Consider the following 13,926-nt stretch of genomic DNA (forward strand, 5'->3'; position numbering starts at 1 on the left):
CCCGGCGGACTCGGCACCCCTGGCGCGCGCTCGGTGAGGGCGCGGGCCCGCAGGGCCGGGTCGTCGGTCGAAGCAGGGGTTGAGCGTCGATGCCGGAGGCCGAGCACGCCATCAGCAGCGAGTAGACGAGGTGGAAGCCCGGATCGGTCACGTCAGCCCCGTACCGCGTCGTGGCCGGGGGCGGCCTCGATCCGGCCGGAGGTCGTGCTCCGGTCCAGTGGGGGCGCGGGCGCGTCGTCCAGGAGGTGCTGGACGGAGCGGGCCGGTTCGAGCCCGTAGCGTTCGGCGGCCCGCTCCTGCCCGGCGTGCTTCTTGGCGGCGGCGCCGTTGTGCTCCGCCGCCCATGTGCTCTGGCGTCCGGCGACCGCGAGGCCTCCGGCCGACTGCCGTATCTCCCGCTGCTTGAACACGAATCTCTCCTCTGCCCTGCTCTGTCCAGGGGCAAGAACGCGTGCGGCCCCGGCAGGATCCACTCCATCGGCGCGCCCGCACGGCCGGCGCTCGACGGCACGGCAGTTCCGCGGGACGCCGCCCCTTCGGATTCCTCGACTCGTGCCGGGGATCAACCCCGGGCAGGCGCTCTCAGGGCGGGTTCCCGGCCGCGTCCGGCTTCTGCTCGGAGGCGTACTCGTCCATGTAGTTGTCCAGCCACTGGAGCAGCTTCGTACGCCCCTGGTCGGGCAGCAGGGCCGCGCGAAGGGCGATGCCGTCGACGCCGTGCCGGGCGTAGAGGCTCGGGCCGCCGGCGCCGTCGGCGGCTGCCGCGGGAACGTTCCGCTCGCTGTACTCGTGGAGCAGCGTCTTCTCGACGGCGGTCAGGGCGCAGTGGAGTGCGTCGGCGTCCTCGGACTGGAGGAAGCCGGCCGGCCTCTGGAAGAACCTCTCCAGCCGGGCGCAGTGGTCCATGGTCGGCCGGCGGTCGCCGCCGAGCAGCGCCTGCACCTGCTGGCGGGAGATCCCGCTCGCCCGGGCGATCTCGCCGTGCGAGTACTTGCGGCCGTTCTCCTTGAGGTACGTCGAGTGCAGCAGGTCCAGCCGCTGGCGGAAGCGCTCGTGGATGTCCGGCTCCCCCGCTTCCCTCCCGGCGAGGAGCTCCCGGACCACGTCGAGGGGCACCCCGGAGGCGTGGCTCAGCGGCCCGGGGTCCAGGACCTCGTCACGGCCGCGGCCGAGCTTGGCTCCCAGTTCCGCGACCCGCTCGATGACGGAGGCCAGTCGTGCGGCGGCCGTGGGTGGCAGGGCAGTGGGTTCTGTCACCGGTTGGTCTCCCCGAAGTCACGCAGGACGAGTCATCCCGGCGCCACCGGGAGGCAGGGCCACGGCGGTGGCGGCCACGACCCCGAGCCTGCCACAACCGTGGCTGTACGACCACGAGTCTCCGGCCAACCTGCCACAGCCGTGGCAGGAAAGCGACGATGACGGGCGGGCTTCAGCGCAGGCCCTGCCCCGCCACCGGCGAGGGGACCGGTTCCTTCGCCACCCCGGAGAGCACGCCCATGACCCGGACCGCGTCGGAGAGGCGTACGAGCCCGTCGTCGCTGTCGATCAGGGTTTCGACGCCGCCGTCGCCGGGCTCGGTCCGCAGGGAGTCGAACGCCGCGATCACCAGCGCCGCGTGCCGGGCCGCCTCCGGCTTCAGCGCGCCGGGGCTCGCCGCGAGGGCCCGCTCGGCGGCCGGACCCGTGCCGTGCTCGAGGTAGGGGGCCAGCAGCCGCAGGCCGTCGCGGATGTCGCAGGTCCGCCGCAGGTGACGCCTGCTCAGCGACGACCACCGGGGCAGGGGCACCAGTTCGTACGGAATCACCGCGCGCATGGTCTCCCACAGCGGAGCGAGCCGCCTGTACCGCGACCGCCGGTGCCACCACTCCAGCAGGCCCTGGCCGGCGGCGGGCAGGGCGAAGCCGACGCACTGGAGCAGCGAGGCGAGGGCGGCCAGGGAGGGAGCCGCCGTCGTACTGGCGGCGTCCCAGTCGTGGCCCGCCCACCGGGCACCGACGGCGAGGAGCTTGAACGCGGCGTAGCCGAGGTTCAGCACCCCTCCGGCGACGATGAGGAGCAGCCCGGCGCGCAGCAGGCCGGCCACCTCGCGCGCCCAGCGCAGGCACAGGGCCGACAGGACGACGGTCGCCACCGCGTGCCCCAGCACGTAGAGGAGGATCATCTCCCGGAGGTAGGGGCTGGTGGCGTAGTACGTGTCGAAGTCCCGCGGGCGTTCGTCGGGCGCGTCCCCGAGCGCGAACAGCGCGAGCAGCAGCACGATGACCACGGCGTAGGCCCCGGCGCACCAGCGGGTCGCCGTCAGGCGCCGGTCCTCCGGCCCTCCCCGCCAGGTCAGCATCAGGTTGATGATGCTGGCGCTCCCGGCGGTGACGACGGCGTGGACGAGCGGGGCCGAGAAGTTGGCGACGCCGGTGAGCCGGTTCACCTCGGAGACCGTCGGCGGAGCGGCTAACAGGAAGACGACGGCGCCCAGGGCGAGTACCGCGGCCACGGAACGGACCAGGGGCTCGCGCCAGTTCCGAACGAGTCCCGGCACCCTCATCGCGAAGGAGACGAGGAAGAGGAGGGCGGGTATGTAGTAGTACATGCTGCTCATCGGGCGTCCCCGTGGGCGTCGAGCGACCGGAGCGGGTCGGCGCGCCCCTGATCGGGCAGCGGGGCCGCGCGGAACGCGATGCCGTCGACGCCGTGGCGCTCGTACGGACTGGGCCGGGCGGCACTCCCGGCCGAGGCCGCCGGCGGTACGGAGGATGCTTCTGTCACGGGTCGGTCTCCCGAGATCACACAGGACGGATGATCCCGGCGCCACCGGGATGCAGGCCACAGCAGCGGCAGCTGCGACCGTCATCCTGCCACAGTCGTGGCAGCGCATCCACGCCCTCCGGCTCAACTGCCACAGTCGTGGCAGCGAGTTGGCGGCGCTCCAGCGGTCACCGGACGCGTACGGATCACCGGACGGGGCCGGATGCCGCCCCGGCGATGACCTTCCGCTCGTCGTGCGTGAGGGGCGGGCCCTGTATGTGCGGCTTCTTGGGGCCGAGGAACATCGGTACCAGCATGTCGCGGGAGAACAGGCGCGTCGCGGGCCTCTCGAGGCTGATGACGTCCAGGAGCGCGCCGAGGGCCCGGGGGCTGCGCGCGCCGGTCTCGACGGCCCGGTCGACGAAACGCGCGAGGAACTTCTCGACGGCCTTGGGCGGCGTGTCGGTGGCGCCGGGATAGAAGGCGTCCTGGCCGACGGCCAGGTCCCAGGCACCGGAAACGGGCCGGGCCGCGGCGCGCTGGATCCGGCGGGCCGTACCGGAGGCGGTGAGCCCGGCGGAGCGCAGGACGCCCCTCAGGGCGAGGGCGCACTGGGCGGCCACCGTGAGGCCGTGCCCGTACACGGGGTTGTAGCCGGCGATGGCGTCGCCGAGGACGGCGAATCCGTCGGGCCAGTGCTTCATCTTCTCGTAGTAGCGGCGCTGGTTGGCGGTGCTGCGGCTGGTCACGACCTCCCCCAGGGGTTCGGCCGCTTCGAGGAGCCGCCCTATGACCGGGTCGCCCAGCCCCAGGGCGAAGCCGGCGAAGGCACTGGGGTCCTTCGCCGGCTCGCCGCCCCGCGTACCGCAGAGGGTGACGATCCACCGGCCGTCCTCGACGGGCAGGATGATGCCGCCCTGGCCGGGCGTCCTGGCCGGGTTGGCCTGGACGTTGACGAGCGGAAAGCCGTCGGCGGCCGCGGCCGGGGCCCGGTAGGAGCGGGTGGCGTAGGCGACGCCGGCGTCGACCCGCCGCTCGGCGACGCGGGGCAGGCCGAGGGCCTCCAGCCACGCGGGGGCGCGCGACCCGCGCCCCGAAGCGTCGATGACGAGGGCGGCGTGGAGGGTCCGGGCGCCGGTGCCGGTCCGCACGCGGATACCGGTGACCCGGCCGGGTCCGCCTTCGAGGCACTCGACGGTGGAGTCCTCGTGGAGGGTGATGCGCGGGTCGCGCAGGACGCGCTCGCGCAGGACGTGGTCGAGGAGGTCGCGCGAGCACACCAGGTTGCGGTGGCGGCCGCCCTCGAAGCGGCGGAACCAGACCTCGTTCGGGGCCCGGGAGACCATGTCGCCCATGATGCGGACCAGTCGGCCGCCCTGTTCGACGACGCTGTCGGTGAACCCCGGGAGGAGCTCGTCGAAGGCCTGCACTCCGCCGCTCCAGACGAGATGGGCGTGGCGGGCCTGCGGAACTCCCTTGCGGCTCTCCGGACCGTCGGGAAGCCTGTCGCGTTCGACGACCACCACATCGGCGAACTCGGCGAGGACGGAGGCGGCGAAGAGTCCGGTGGCACTGGCGCCGATCACCAGTGCGGTGGGCCGGCCCGAGTCGGCTGTCTGCGGCATGTGGCGCTTTCCGTTCTGGTCATGCGGTGGCGGATCCGCGCGGCGGCCCGGGTGCGGCGGACCGCCCGCGCGATCGCGTCGGTGCGGTCGCTGACGTCGGTGCCGATCGGGGCGGGCCTGGCGCTCGACCGGCCGCCCCCGACCGCAAGTTACGTGTAAGTAGCATATTGTCGACCGGTCAAAGGCCCGTGGTCAACGGGTGTTGATGCGCGAAACGATCACCAGACAACGGGGCGCCTCGGCGAGCCTCCGGCGGCGGAACTGGGCGGCGAGATACGTACCGCCCAGGATCAGCGCCGTCACGTACGCGATGCTGATGGCCTCTTCCTCACTCGGGCGGCTCGCACCGAAGCCCATCCTCTACCCAGCGCGCCGTGGAGGTCCCGGCGATTTCGGCTCGCGGACTCCGGCCGGCCGGTGCCCGGGGGCCGGCGTCCGCGCGACGCGGCCTCGGGCGGCTCGGACGTACCCGCGTCGGCCGCCACCGCGGACCGCGCTCGTCCGGCAGCCGCCGGTCAGCCGGTGTACTTCGTGCCCTCGAAGGAGTACGGCAGGTTGGACTCCGCCGCTACGGACACCTCGCCCGCGGCGCCCGCCGACACCTTCAGCACGGTCAGGGCCATGATCCGCTGGGTGAACGAGGCCCAGGGGATGCCCGTCGTGCCGGCCCAGCCGCTGCTGCTGAAGGTCGTCGACCGCCCCGGGCCCAGCTCCGTGAAGACCTTGCTGACGGCGGTGCAGGCCACGAGCGCCCCGCCGTCCGTCGTGCGCCAGACGGGGCCGTGCGGGGTGCGGTTGACGTCGATGCCGAAGTCGGCCTTGGCGCCCTTGCCGAGCGACTTGCGCATGCCCTCCAGCCCTTCGGCGGAGGCCGTCTTCCGCTCGGTGACGTCCTGGCTCCACTTCACGCCACCCGTACCGGCGTCGGTGTGGAGGTAGTCGCCGTACTGCCCGCAGACCTTCGAGGGGTCGGCGCCGAGCCCCGTCGTGTCCCCGCCGGTGACCGCCCGGCCATCGGGCCCGACGGCTATCGGCGGAAGGGCCGTCGGCTCGGGAGCGCGGGCGACGAACGCCGCGAGCCAGGGCGCGCCGGCCCGTTGCTGGTGGAACAGCGACCAGCGCAGCACTGCCTTCTTCCCGGCGTCGCCGACGGTGCGGCCCTGGACCTCGTGGGCGCCCAGGATCCACCGGTCGCCGCCGTCGTCCTTGCCGGTGGTCCACGTGTGCACCGCCGGGTCCGTCTTCGGCTCGTCGGCGGGTTCCGGCTCCCGGTCGGTGCCGTACTTCTTGCCGGTCTCCACGACGGCGAGCTGCTGCTCGAGCAGCGGGCCCTCGGTGACGCCCTTCCAGTACTCGGCGTCGAAGTTGTCGGCCTCGACCTTCGGGGTGAGGTCCTTGACCACGCCCCGTGCCTCCTCCGCCGAGAGCGGGGGCACCTTGACGGGGGCCGGCGGGCTGCTCGTCGCGGGGCCCGCGGCGGGCTTCGCCGGCGCTTCGGCACTCGCCTTCACGGTCTGCGCGCCGCAGCCGGCCGTGGCGGCGAGTGCGAGCAGGGCGGCCAGGGCAGCGGGTACGGGTGCGGAGCGTCTCATCGGAATCCCCCTCGGGAACGGTGCAAAGGCCCCTGATCATGCACGATGCCTCCGACAGCCGCCGCACCGCCCGCCCGTGAGGTCGTCGCCGGCCCCCGGGGGGCCGGCGGCGGTCTGCCTGGACCGCCGCCGGCCCGAACGGCTCACCGCTGACGGTGCTCCGGCGTCGAGGTCATCCGGTAGCGGGCCGGCCCACTGCCGTCCTCGGCACGCCCGGTCTCGTACCGTTCGAAGCCGGCCTTCTCCAGGACGCGGACGGAGGCCGGGTTCGACGGTTCCACGGCGGCAGCCGCCGTGTGGACGCCGGGCGCGGCCAGGGCGTGCGCGGCGAGCGCCCTGGTGGCCTCGGTGGCGTAGCCCCGGCCCCGGCGGGAGGGGACCACGCCGTACCCGAGCTCCAGGACGCCCTCGTCCGGCGGCCAGAACAGGCCGATCGAGCCCACCACGAGGCCGCTGTCCCGTTCGGCGATCAGCCGGTGGCCGTACGTGCCGAGCCAGTCGGGGTGGTCGCCCAGGAGTCCCGCGATGACGCGGTCGCCGTCGGCGGGGAAGTCCTCGGCCCAGTCGGCCGGCCGCGAGCCGGCTTGAGCCTCCGCGCCGGCGGCGGCGGTGAGGACGGCGGTGACGGTCTCGGGCGTCCAGCGGCGGAGCACCAGCCGCTCGGTGGTCAGATCGGTGAGGTCGTTCGAAGGTGCGTGACGCACGGTTGTCTCCAGGTCGTTCGGAACGACCGGACCGCGTCGCGTCAGCGCACGGTCCGGAAGAGGGCATGCCGAGAAAGGCCGTCGACGGCCATATTCATCAACCTCCCTGTTCCCGGTCCGTGGTGGCGCGCGTCCCGCGTGCCGGGGAGACCGTAGCAGTCTCCCGTGCCGGCGCCCCGTGCGCGGCGCTCACGAGCCCGTGTGCGGGCGGGCTCCCGCGGCGAGGAGTGCGTCGACGGTCTCCTGGTACGGTCCCGTCAGCGCCCAGCCGAGTGGGGTACGGCCCGTGCCGTGGTCCTCCCGGAGGTTGGGGTCCGCGCCCTGGGCGAGCAGTTCGCGCACCGTGTCGGTGTGGCCCCAGCACGCGGCCGCGCACAAGGGAGTCCCCTCGGCGCCGCGTCCGCTTTCGGTGTTCGGGGAGGCGCCGGCCGCCAGGAGGTGGCGGACCGTGTCAAGAGAACCGTGAACGGACGCCGCGTACAAAGGAGTAGTGCCCTCCGCGTTGGCCGTCTCCGGGTCGGCGCCGGCCCGCAGGAGTGCCCTGACACGGTCGGTCCGCCCGAACGTCGAAGCTTCGACGAGTCGCCTTGACAGTTTCTTCTGCCGTCTTCGGTTCACAGTGGCCCAGGTTAGTCCGCCCTGCCGGGCTCCGGAGTGGCGCTGCCCGGATCGGGGCGGGCCGCCCTGGTGCCGGCCGTGCGGTGGGCGGGCGCGGTGCTGCCGAGGGCGCGGCGCGGCAGACGTGTCGGGGCGGCGCCGGCGATGAGGGCGGAGGGGCCGGTGGAGGGGAGGAGCCCGTCGGCGAGGTCGAGGAGGAGGCGGGGCTGTTGCTGCCAGTCGTAGGCGAAGAACGCGATTCCGTGGTCGTGGAGGCGGCGGGCGAGCTCCAGGAGGCCGTGCAGGCCCGTGATGTCGAGGAAGTCGAGGCCGCGCATGTCGCAGGCGACGACGGCCGGGGTGTCGTCCTCCAGGCCGGCGACCGTCTCCTGGAGGGCGGGCCAGGTGTCCATGTCGAGCTCGCCCGCCAGGGTCAGGTGCACGGTGGGTCCGTGGCGTCGCACGGTGACCCGGAAGCTGCGGTCCATGGCGCTCACCTCGCCGCCTTCGTGCAGTCGGTGCCGTGTCCGGGAGTACGTGTCCGTCCGCCGCCACCGGGGCCGTACCGGCCGGCCGTTCGTCAGGCCGCCTGGCTGCGCCGGAGTTCGGCTTGGCCGAAGAGGAGGGCCCAGCCCTCCGGCAGGCGATCGGTGAGGCGGTTCAGGAGGGCGGGGCCGGCGAGGCGGGCCACGACGGTCAGGACGGCGCCGGTCTCCCAGCGGGCGACGGCGGGAGTGCGGCCGGTGCGCGTGGCGAGGTCCTTGACGAAGTTCCAGCCCGTGAGCGGGGCGGCCTGCGGGACGTGCGCGCGGAGAGCCAGCGCGGCCTCGAGCGGGAGACACCGCGCGAGGTCGTCGCGTTCCTCCTCGGTGAGCTGCCGGCCGAGGGCGGTCATGACCCGCTGTACCGCTTCCGCGGCGCGTTCCGTGGTGGGGTAGGCGCCGTCGTATCGGACCTGCTCCAGCATCTGCTCGTAGGTCGTGCCGAGCGTCTGTGAGGAGAGTACGGGCTGGTCGAGCACTGTCACGCCTTTCTCGTGTGAGGGTCGGGGTGGGCTGGTGGCCGCGCGGCCCGCGCTCAGGCGGGCTGCGGGCGGCCGAAGAGGGTGTCGTACCCGGCCGGGAGCTGGAACAGGATGCGCCGGGTGAGTTCCTCGCCCGCGGCGTCGGCGACGACGCTGAGGACGGCGGAGACGTCCCAGGTCGCGGTGGCCTGGGAGGCGCCCTCGATCCATGCCGCGGTGGCACGGACGAAGCGTTCCGGGCTGAGGGGCTCCGCCGCGGGGAGCGGGTTGAGCAGGATCAGGGCGTAGGACTCGGGCAGGCGCGCCGCGAGTTCGCTCCGTTCCGCTCCGAGGAGGTGGGCGCCGAGCAGGGCCAGTACGACGCGGGCCGCTCGGTCCGCCTCCTGGCGGGTGTTGTATTCACCGCGTTCCTGGACGTGGTCGAGGAACGCGTCCCATCGCAGGGTCATCGCCTGAGACCTCCACGGAAACGGTCTGCGGGTCCGGGGGTGGAGGGGCGAAGGACGGGTGCCGAGGGGGAGGGAAGAGCGGTCCCGTCCTTCGCCGGCTCCGCGGGGCGGCCGGCTGCCTGCCGGGGGGGCAGGGAGCGTCCCGGGGCGTCAGCCGCTGATCTGCTTGCGGCCGCCGTCCGCCTTGATGCTGATCTTGCGGGGCTTGGCGCGCTCGGCGATCGGGATGCGCAGGGTCAGGACACCCGCGTCGTAGTCGGCGGCGATGTGCTCGGTGTCGAGGGTGTCGGCGAGCACGATCTGCCGGGAGAAGACGCCCAGGGGCCGCTCGGACAGCTCCATCTGCACGTCGTCCGACTTCACGGCGGGCCGGCGCTCGGCCTTCACTGTCAGCATGTTCCGCTCGACGTCGATGTCGATCGCGTCGGGGCTCACGCCGGGGAGGTCGAAGGCGATGACGTACTCCTCGCCTTCGCGGTAGGCGTCCATCGGCATCACGGACGGCTTCGACCACGTCCCGGACGTACCCGACAGCTGCTGGATGATCCGGTCCATCTCGCGGAACGGGTCAGTGCGCATCAACATCGCGAAACACCTCCAGTCGGTTCAGGCAGGAACTGCCAATGCGCTTCCATCTCCCTCTGTTGTAGCATGTCATCGGAACGATGACAACAATGATGTCATCCGATGGACGACAACAGGCTGGAGTGCTCCATGTCCCCTTCTGGTGAAGACGCCCAGGCCAGCCCGCCCGCCTCCCGAAGGCCGGCTCCGGCCTCCTTCTGGGCCGCCGCGAGCGCTCTGGAAGCCATCCGGACGGCGATCCACGAGGTGCACGCCGCCGAGGCCGACGGCGCCCTCGATCCGGCGGACGGCCCCGGGCGCGCCCTGGACTCCCTCCGGCTCCTGCGCGAGACGCGCGAGGAGCTCGCCGGATGGGAAAGCGCGCTGATCGAGACCGCCCGGGCGGCCGGTGCCAGCTGGGCCGACCTCGCCGGCCCGCTGGGCGTGGCCAGCAGGCAGGCGGCCGAACGCCGCTACCTGCGGCTTCGCCCCGGGGCCGCCGACACCACCGGGGACCAGCGCGTCCAAGCCGTCCGCGACCGGCGCGCCGCCGACCGCACCGTCACCACCTGGGCGCGGGAGAACGCGAGCACGCTGCGGCAGCTGGCCGGACAGATCATCGGGCTGACCGACCTTCCCGCCGGCTCGCACGGCAGGATCGACGAGCTCAACAAGGCCCTCGCCCACCATGACGCGGCCCGCCTGGTGGAACCGCTGTCCGCCACCCAGGACGATCTGCACGGCACCCACGGCGATCTCGCCCGGCGCGTCGAAGCCGTCAAGGACCACACCCGCCGGCTGCGCAGCCACAGCGACAGGCAGCGCGGCGCCTGAGCCCCTGACGGCCGGCAGGGCCGGTCGGCCCGTCGGGAAGGGCCGCGGACACGGCCGCCCCACGGACGACGCCAGGCCCCCCGCGCCGTGACGGCCGGGCGCCGCGGCGGCGCCGCACCGGCAGGCGACTGCCCGGGTGACGTCGATGCCGTCGGCGGCCCTGTCCGCGCACTCCCGGTGGGCGTCGGGGCGAGGATGCACGGGCGCACTCCCCCTCACTTCGCCGCTGGAGACTCCCGTGCTCGAACGCAAGCAGGTCAAGGGCCGCACCCAGGTCACCTTCGTCCTCCCCGCCCACACTCCCGACGGGCCGGTCAGCGTGGTCGGCGACTTCAACCACTGGAACCCCGCCGCCCACCCCCTCCAGCCCCGTGGCGACGGCACCCGCGCCGCCACCGTCGCGCTCCCCCGCCACAGCACCCATTCCTTCCGCTACCTCGCCGCCGGCGACTACTGGTTCAACGACGAGACGGCCGACAGCCAGGACGGCCCGAACAGCCGCCTCCACACCTGAATCCCCCCGGCACACCGACGGCCGCGCCGCCCGCGGTGGCCGTGCCCGCGACGGCCGCGCGTGATCTCCCGAACGGCCGTGCGGCGCTCCGGGCGGGCCGCACGGTCCGGAAGGCCCATGGGCAGGCCCAAGGGCCCGTACGCAAGGGCCCCGACCAGCCGGGGGGTGGGCTGGCCGGGGCGGGCCCCGGCCGGCGGGGGGGGATGCCGACCGGGGGCACAGGGGGCAGAGGCCACAAGAGCGGCCGCTTCGCGGCGACCACGTGACCCCAGCTCCTCGATCCTCGCAGGAAACCACCCGCCAGGCCCGCCGGACACGCACGGCCGCCGGCACCGCACCGGCGAACCGCGGCGCCGCGGCGGGCCTCCCGGCCGAGTCCCCCGCCGCGGGCGGTTGGGCGGCGGCGGGCGGGGCAGGCGTCGGCCATGAGCCGTGACCTGCGAGGGCCGGGGCCAGGACCGGGGCCGGAGGCCCTCGCGGCACTGGCGGAATGGGTCGCCGTCGAGTCGGTCTCCTCGGACCCCGACCGCGCGGCCCAGGTAGGCCGTTCCGCCCGCTGGCTGGTGGACGCGCTGCACGGGGCGGGCTGGCCCCGGGCGGAGGTGTGGGAGACCGACGGGTTGCCGGCGGTGTACGGCTGCCGGCCGGCGGCGGATCCCGGCGCCCCGGTGCTGCTGGTGTACAGCCACCATGACGTTCACCCCGCCGATCCGTCCGAGTGGCGGGTGACCGCGCCGTTCACCCCCCGGCTCCGTGCGGGCCGGCTGTACGGGCGCGGCGCCTCCGACGCCAAGGGCCAGATCATGTGCCACCTGTGGGCCCTGCGCGCCCACCTGGCGCAACGGGAGGCGCCTGCCGTGACCGTGAAGTACCTGGTCGAAGGGGAGGAGGAGATCGGCTCCGGGCACCTGGCCCAGCTGCTGTCCGAGCACGCCGGCGAGCTCGCCGCCGACGTGGTCATGGTCTCCGACACCATGCTCTGGTCGCTCGACGAGCCGGCCGTCTGCACCCTGGTCCGCGGCTCCGTCACCGCCACCCTCACCGTCAGGGGCGCCCGGCGGGACCTCCACAGCGGTGCCTTCTCCGGCGCGGCCGCGAACCCGGTCTTCGAACTGTGCAGGCTGCTGGGCCTGCTCCGCGACGGCAGCGGCCGCGTCGGGCTGCCCCGGTTCTACGACGCCGTGTCGGATCCCGGACCGGCCCTGCGCGCCTCCCTGGACACCCTGCCCTTCCGCCTGTCCGACTGGCTCGCCGAGACGGGCACGTTCCGGGCCGACGGCGAAGCCGGATTCGGGGTGCCGCAACGCCTGTGGACGCGGCCCTCGGTGGAGGTCGCCCGCCTCACGGCCGGCGGGGGCGGTGCCCCCTCGCTGGGGCTGATCCCGGCGGAGGCCGCTGCCGACATCCTGCTCCGGCTGGTCCCCGGCCAGCGGGCCGACGAGGTGGCGGGGCAGCTGCGTACCTGGCTGGACGGGAACCGGCAGCCGGACTTCCACTACGGTCTCGACGTCTCCCCGACCATCTCCGACCCCTACGCGACACCTGAGGACCACCCCGCGCTCGGGGCGCTCCTGCGGGCGGTGGGCGGGGCGTACGGCGCTCCGGCGCGGCGGATCGGCAACGGCGGCGCCGCCCCCGCCGCGCAGTTGTCTCGGGCCTGTGACGCTCCGGTGCTCTTCTTCGGGACGGGGCTGCCCGGGGACCACTGGCACGGCCCGGACGAGCGGGCCGAGGTACGGGCGCTGGAGCTGGGGGTCCGGGCGCTGGCCGGGTTCTTCGACGGGCTCGCGGCCTTGCCCCGGCCGTGGTGACGGGCTCCCGGGCCCTGTGGTGACGGGCTCTCCGGCGGGATGTCACCATGCCGCGTGCAGGGCCTCCTCGTACCGGGCCAGCCGGCCGTGGCCTTCGGCGATCACCGCGTACCGCCAGCGGAGGCCGTCCTTCGGCGCGCCCGCGTAGAGCACGACTCCCCCGGCGTGCTCCGGGTCGTAGGCGAGACGGTTGGATCGGAGCCGGTCCAGGGCCTCGGTGAAGCCGTACGGGCGGCTCGCGCGGACGGTGCCCGTCGCCCAGGCCGGTGCTCCGGTCCCGGCCAGGCGGGCGAGGCGGGTCACCATGACGTGCGGGGTGGTGGTGGCGGTACGGCGGACGTTGCTCTCCCCGGCGAAGAGCTCACCGTCGGCGGACACCATGGCGTCCAGGCTGAAGGGGCCCGCGTATCCGTGCCGCGCGAGACGGTCGCCGAGCGCCCGGCCCCATGCCTCCAGCGCGGGCCGTACCGCGGCGGGGACGGAGGCGGGCAGCGGCGAGACGTAGCCCGTGAACGAACCGGCCGCCGTGCGCATCTCGCCACTGAACACCGGGCGTGCCCCGTGCGGGCCCGTCTCCATCTGGATGCTCACCGACCGCGCGACGTCGATCCGCTCCTCGACCACCCACAGCCCCCGCTCGCCGCCGACCGCGGCGAGGTCGGCGGCCGTCCAGGTCCCGGCGGGGGGCGGGAGGAAGAGCAGGCCGTGGCCTCCGGCGGACCGGTCCGGTTTGACGACGACCCGCCCGTGCGTGCGCAGCAGCCCGGCCACGGCCGCGGCCACGCCGTCCCGGCGGCACACCCGGCCGTCCGGCAGCCGCATGCCGAGGTCCTGGGCCGCCCGGCGGAAACCGGCCTTCGTGTTGAGCAGGGCCGTCACCTCCAGCGCGGCCTCGGCCGCCTCGATGCCGGCGTACGGGGCGACGGGCACCCCCAGGGCACGCGCGAGGGTCACCGCCGAGCCGTCCAGCGCGGTGGGAACGACCGCCTCCACCGGCCGCCGGGCGCCGGCCGCCGCGCGCACCGCGGCGGCGTCCTCCGGCCGCGTCCGGGCCTCGGTGAGCACCGTCACCGACCGGCGGGGCACGCCCGTCAGGTCACAGGCGTACCGGAGGAACTCCTCCGCGACCGGTACGGGGGACAGCAGTACGTCACCCTCGCGCAGGGTCCACACCTCGCGCGGCGCCTGCTCCGCCCAGGCGCGCAGCACGTCCCGTTCGGCCGGGTCGACGGCCAGGTCCGACACGAGGTTCGCGTACACGACCAGCGGGCCGGATCCGGTCGTGGCCGCGCCGGCACCGGCGACGTGCGCGCGTTCGGTCATCGTCCCTCCCGGGGCGGTTCGACGGGGACGGCGACGGGGCGCCCCCGTACGCCGGCTGCGCCCCGCCTACCCCCTGTGCGGGGACGCACCCTTGGCGCGGATGGCGGGACCACCGGGGCGGGCCGTCCCGGAGCGGTCCCGCCCGGT

Annotated in this window: 16 protein-coding genes; 3 read left to right on the forward strand and 13 right to left on the reverse strand. The window is 74.5% G+C overall.

The annotated features are described in order from the left end of the window. Window positions 1-152: 152 nt before the first annotated feature. The 12 genes from ACFY7H_RS22525 to ACFY7H_RS22580 all read right to left on the reverse strand — a co-directional run bounded on the left by ACFY7H_RS22525 (window position 153) and on the right by ACFY7H_RS22580 (window position 9,318). On the reverse strand, window positions 153-410 hold the full coding sequence (locus ACFY7H_RS22525) for a hypothetical protein (RefSeq protein ID WP_388940550.1): 258 nt from the start codon (window positions 408-410) through the stop codon (window positions 153-155). A gap of 172 nt (window positions 411-582) precedes the next feature. Next, window positions 583-1,257 (reverse strand): transcriptional regulator, encoded by a 675-nt coding sequence (locus ACFY7H_RS22530; RefSeq protein WP_388940552.1) that lies wholly within the window; start codon window positions 1,255-1,257, stop codon window positions 583-585. Window positions 1,258-1,429: 172 nt separating this feature from the next. Further along, on the reverse strand, window positions 1,430-2,596 hold the full coding sequence (locus ACFY7H_RS22535) for an MAB_1171c family putative transporter (RefSeq protein WP_388940553.1): 1,167 nt from the start codon (window positions 2,594-2,596) through the stop codon (window positions 1,430-1,432). After that, complete coding sequence (locus ACFY7H_RS22540) at window positions 2,593-2,763, reverse strand: hypothetical protein (RefSeq protein WP_388940555.1); 171 nt, start codon at window positions 2,761-2,763, stop codon at window positions 2,593-2,595. Before ACFY7H_RS22540 ends, ACFY7H_RS22535 begins: the two co-directional genes overlap by 4 nt. 185 nt (window positions 2,764-2,948) lie before the next feature. Continuing rightward, complete coding sequence (locus ACFY7H_RS22545; protein WP_388940557.1) at window positions 2,949-4,367, reverse strand: FAD-dependent oxidoreductase; 1,419 nt, start codon at window positions 4,365-4,367, stop codon at window positions 2,949-2,951. A gap of 515 nt (window positions 4,368-4,882) precedes the next feature. Beyond that, on the reverse strand, window positions 4,883-5,959 hold the full coding sequence (locus ACFY7H_RS22550; protein WP_388940559.1) for a hypothetical protein: 1,077 nt from the start codon (window positions 5,957-5,959) through the stop codon (window positions 4,883-4,885). Between the two features lie 143 nt (window positions 5,960-6,102). Next, window positions 6,103-6,663 (reverse strand): GNAT family N-acetyltransferase, encoded by a 561-nt coding sequence (locus ACFY7H_RS22555; RefSeq protein ID WP_388940561.1) that lies wholly within the window; start codon window positions 6,661-6,663, stop codon window positions 6,103-6,105. A gap of 189 nt (window positions 6,664-6,852) precedes the next feature. Beyond that, window positions 6,853-7,281, reverse strand: coding sequence for an ankyrin repeat domain-containing protein (locus ACFY7H_RS22560; protein ID WP_388940563.1), 429 nt, complete (start codon window positions 7,279-7,281; stop codon window positions 6,853-6,855). Window positions 7,282-7,292: 11 nt separating this feature from the next. Next, a complete protein-coding gene (locus ACFY7H_RS22565; RefSeq protein WP_388940565.1) occupies window positions 7,293-7,748 on the reverse strand; it encodes an STAS domain-containing protein in 456 nt (151 codons plus the stop codon). A 92-nt stretch (window positions 7,749-7,840) separates the two neighbouring features. Continuing rightward, window positions 7,841-8,281 (reverse strand): DUF2267 domain-containing protein, encoded by a 441-nt coding sequence (locus ACFY7H_RS22570; protein ID WP_388940732.1) that lies wholly within the window; start codon window positions 8,279-8,281, stop codon window positions 7,841-7,843. Window positions 8,282-8,337: 56 nt separating this feature from the next. Further along, on the reverse strand, window positions 8,338-8,733 hold the full coding sequence (locus tag ACFY7H_RS22575) for a DUF2267 domain-containing protein (protein WP_388940567.1): 396 nt from the start codon (window positions 8,731-8,733) through the stop codon (window positions 8,338-8,340). Between the two features lie 150 nt (window positions 8,734-8,883). Continuing rightward, window positions 8,884-9,318, reverse strand: coding sequence for an Hsp20/alpha crystallin family protein (locus ACFY7H_RS22580; RefSeq protein WP_388940568.1), 435 nt, complete (start codon window positions 9,316-9,318; stop codon window positions 8,884-8,886). 102 nt (window positions 9,319-9,420) lie between these two features. On the opposite strand from ACFY7H_RS22580, the gene ACFY7H_RS22585 reads away from it, so the two are divergent. The 3 genes from ACFY7H_RS22585 (at window position 9,421) to ACFY7H_RS22595 (ending at window position 12,456) form a co-directional block, all read left to right on the forward strand. Beyond that, entirely contained in the window at window positions 9,421-10,131 is a 711-nt protein-coding gene (locus ACFY7H_RS22585) for a type III effector protein (RefSeq protein ID WP_388940569.1), read from the forward strand. Between the two features lie 238 nt (window positions 10,132-10,369). After that, window positions 10,370-10,645, forward strand: a complete 276-nt coding sequence (locus tag ACFY7H_RS22590; protein WP_388940571.1) for an isoamylase early set domain-containing protein — start codon at window positions 10,370-10,372, stop codon at window positions 10,643-10,645. 425 nt (window positions 10,646-11,070) lie between these two features. Continuing rightward, window positions 11,071-12,456, forward strand: coding sequence for a M20/M25/M40 family metallo-hydrolase (locus tag ACFY7H_RS22595; protein WP_388940573.1), 1,386 nt, complete (start codon window positions 11,071-11,073; stop codon window positions 12,454-12,456). 42 nt (window positions 12,457-12,498) lie between these two features. On the opposite strand, the gene ACFY7H_RS22600 is transcribed toward ACFY7H_RS22595, so the two are convergent. After that, the gene (locus tag ACFY7H_RS22600; protein WP_388940575.1) at window positions 12,499-13,779 is read right to left on the reverse strand and encodes a peptide ligase PGM1-related protein; all 1,281 of its coding nucleotides are present in this window, start codon (window positions 13,777-13,779) and stop codon (window positions 12,499-12,501) included. Window positions 13,780-13,926 lie beyond the last annotated feature (147 nt).

The organism is Streptomyces sp. NPDC012794, assembly GCF_042901085.1.
Taxonomy (GTDB): domain Bacteria; phylum Actinomycetota; class Actinomycetes; order Streptomycetales; family Streptomycetaceae; genus Streptomyces.

What these genes read in the sequence shown, in the direction of transcription:
- ACFY7H_RS22565 (WP_388940565.1), bottom strand. Translation starts at nt 7,748, where the DNA reads ATGGACCGCAGCTTCCGGGTCACCGTGCGACGCCACGGACCCACCGTG.
- ACFY7H_RS22600 (WP_388940575.1), bottom strand. Translation starts at nt 13,779, where the DNA reads ATGACCGAACGCGCGCACGTCGCCGGTGCCGGCGCGGCCACGACCGGA.
- ACFY7H_RS22585 (WP_388940569.1), top strand. Translation starts at nt 9,421, where the DNA reads ATGGACGACAACAGGCTGGAGTGCTCCATGTCCCCTTCTGGTGAAGAC.
- ACFY7H_RS22545 (WP_388940557.1), bottom strand. Translation starts at nt 4,367, where the DNA reads ATGCCGCAGACAGCCGACTCGGGCCGGCCCACCGCACTGGTGATCGGC.
- ACFY7H_RS22595 (WP_388940573.1), top strand. Translation starts at nt 11,071, where the DNA reads ATGAGCCGTGACCTGCGAGGGCCGGGGCCAGGACCGGGGCCGGAGGCC.
- ACFY7H_RS22575 (WP_388940567.1), bottom strand. Translation starts at nt 8,733, where the DNA reads ATGACCCTGCGATGGGACGCGTTCCTCGACCACGTCCAGGAACGCGGT.
- ACFY7H_RS22580 (WP_388940568.1), bottom strand. Translation starts at nt 9,318, where the DNA reads ATGTTGATGCGCACTGACCCGTTCCGCGAGATGGACCGGATCATCCAG.
- ACFY7H_RS22550 (WP_388940559.1), bottom strand. Translation starts at nt 5,959, where the DNA reads ATGAGACGCTCCGCACCCGTACCCGCTGCCCTGGCCGCCCTGCTCGCA.
- ACFY7H_RS22535 (WP_388940553.1), bottom strand. Translation starts at nt 2,596, where the DNA reads ATGAGCAGCATGTACTACTACATACCCGCCCTCCTCTTCCTCGTCTCC.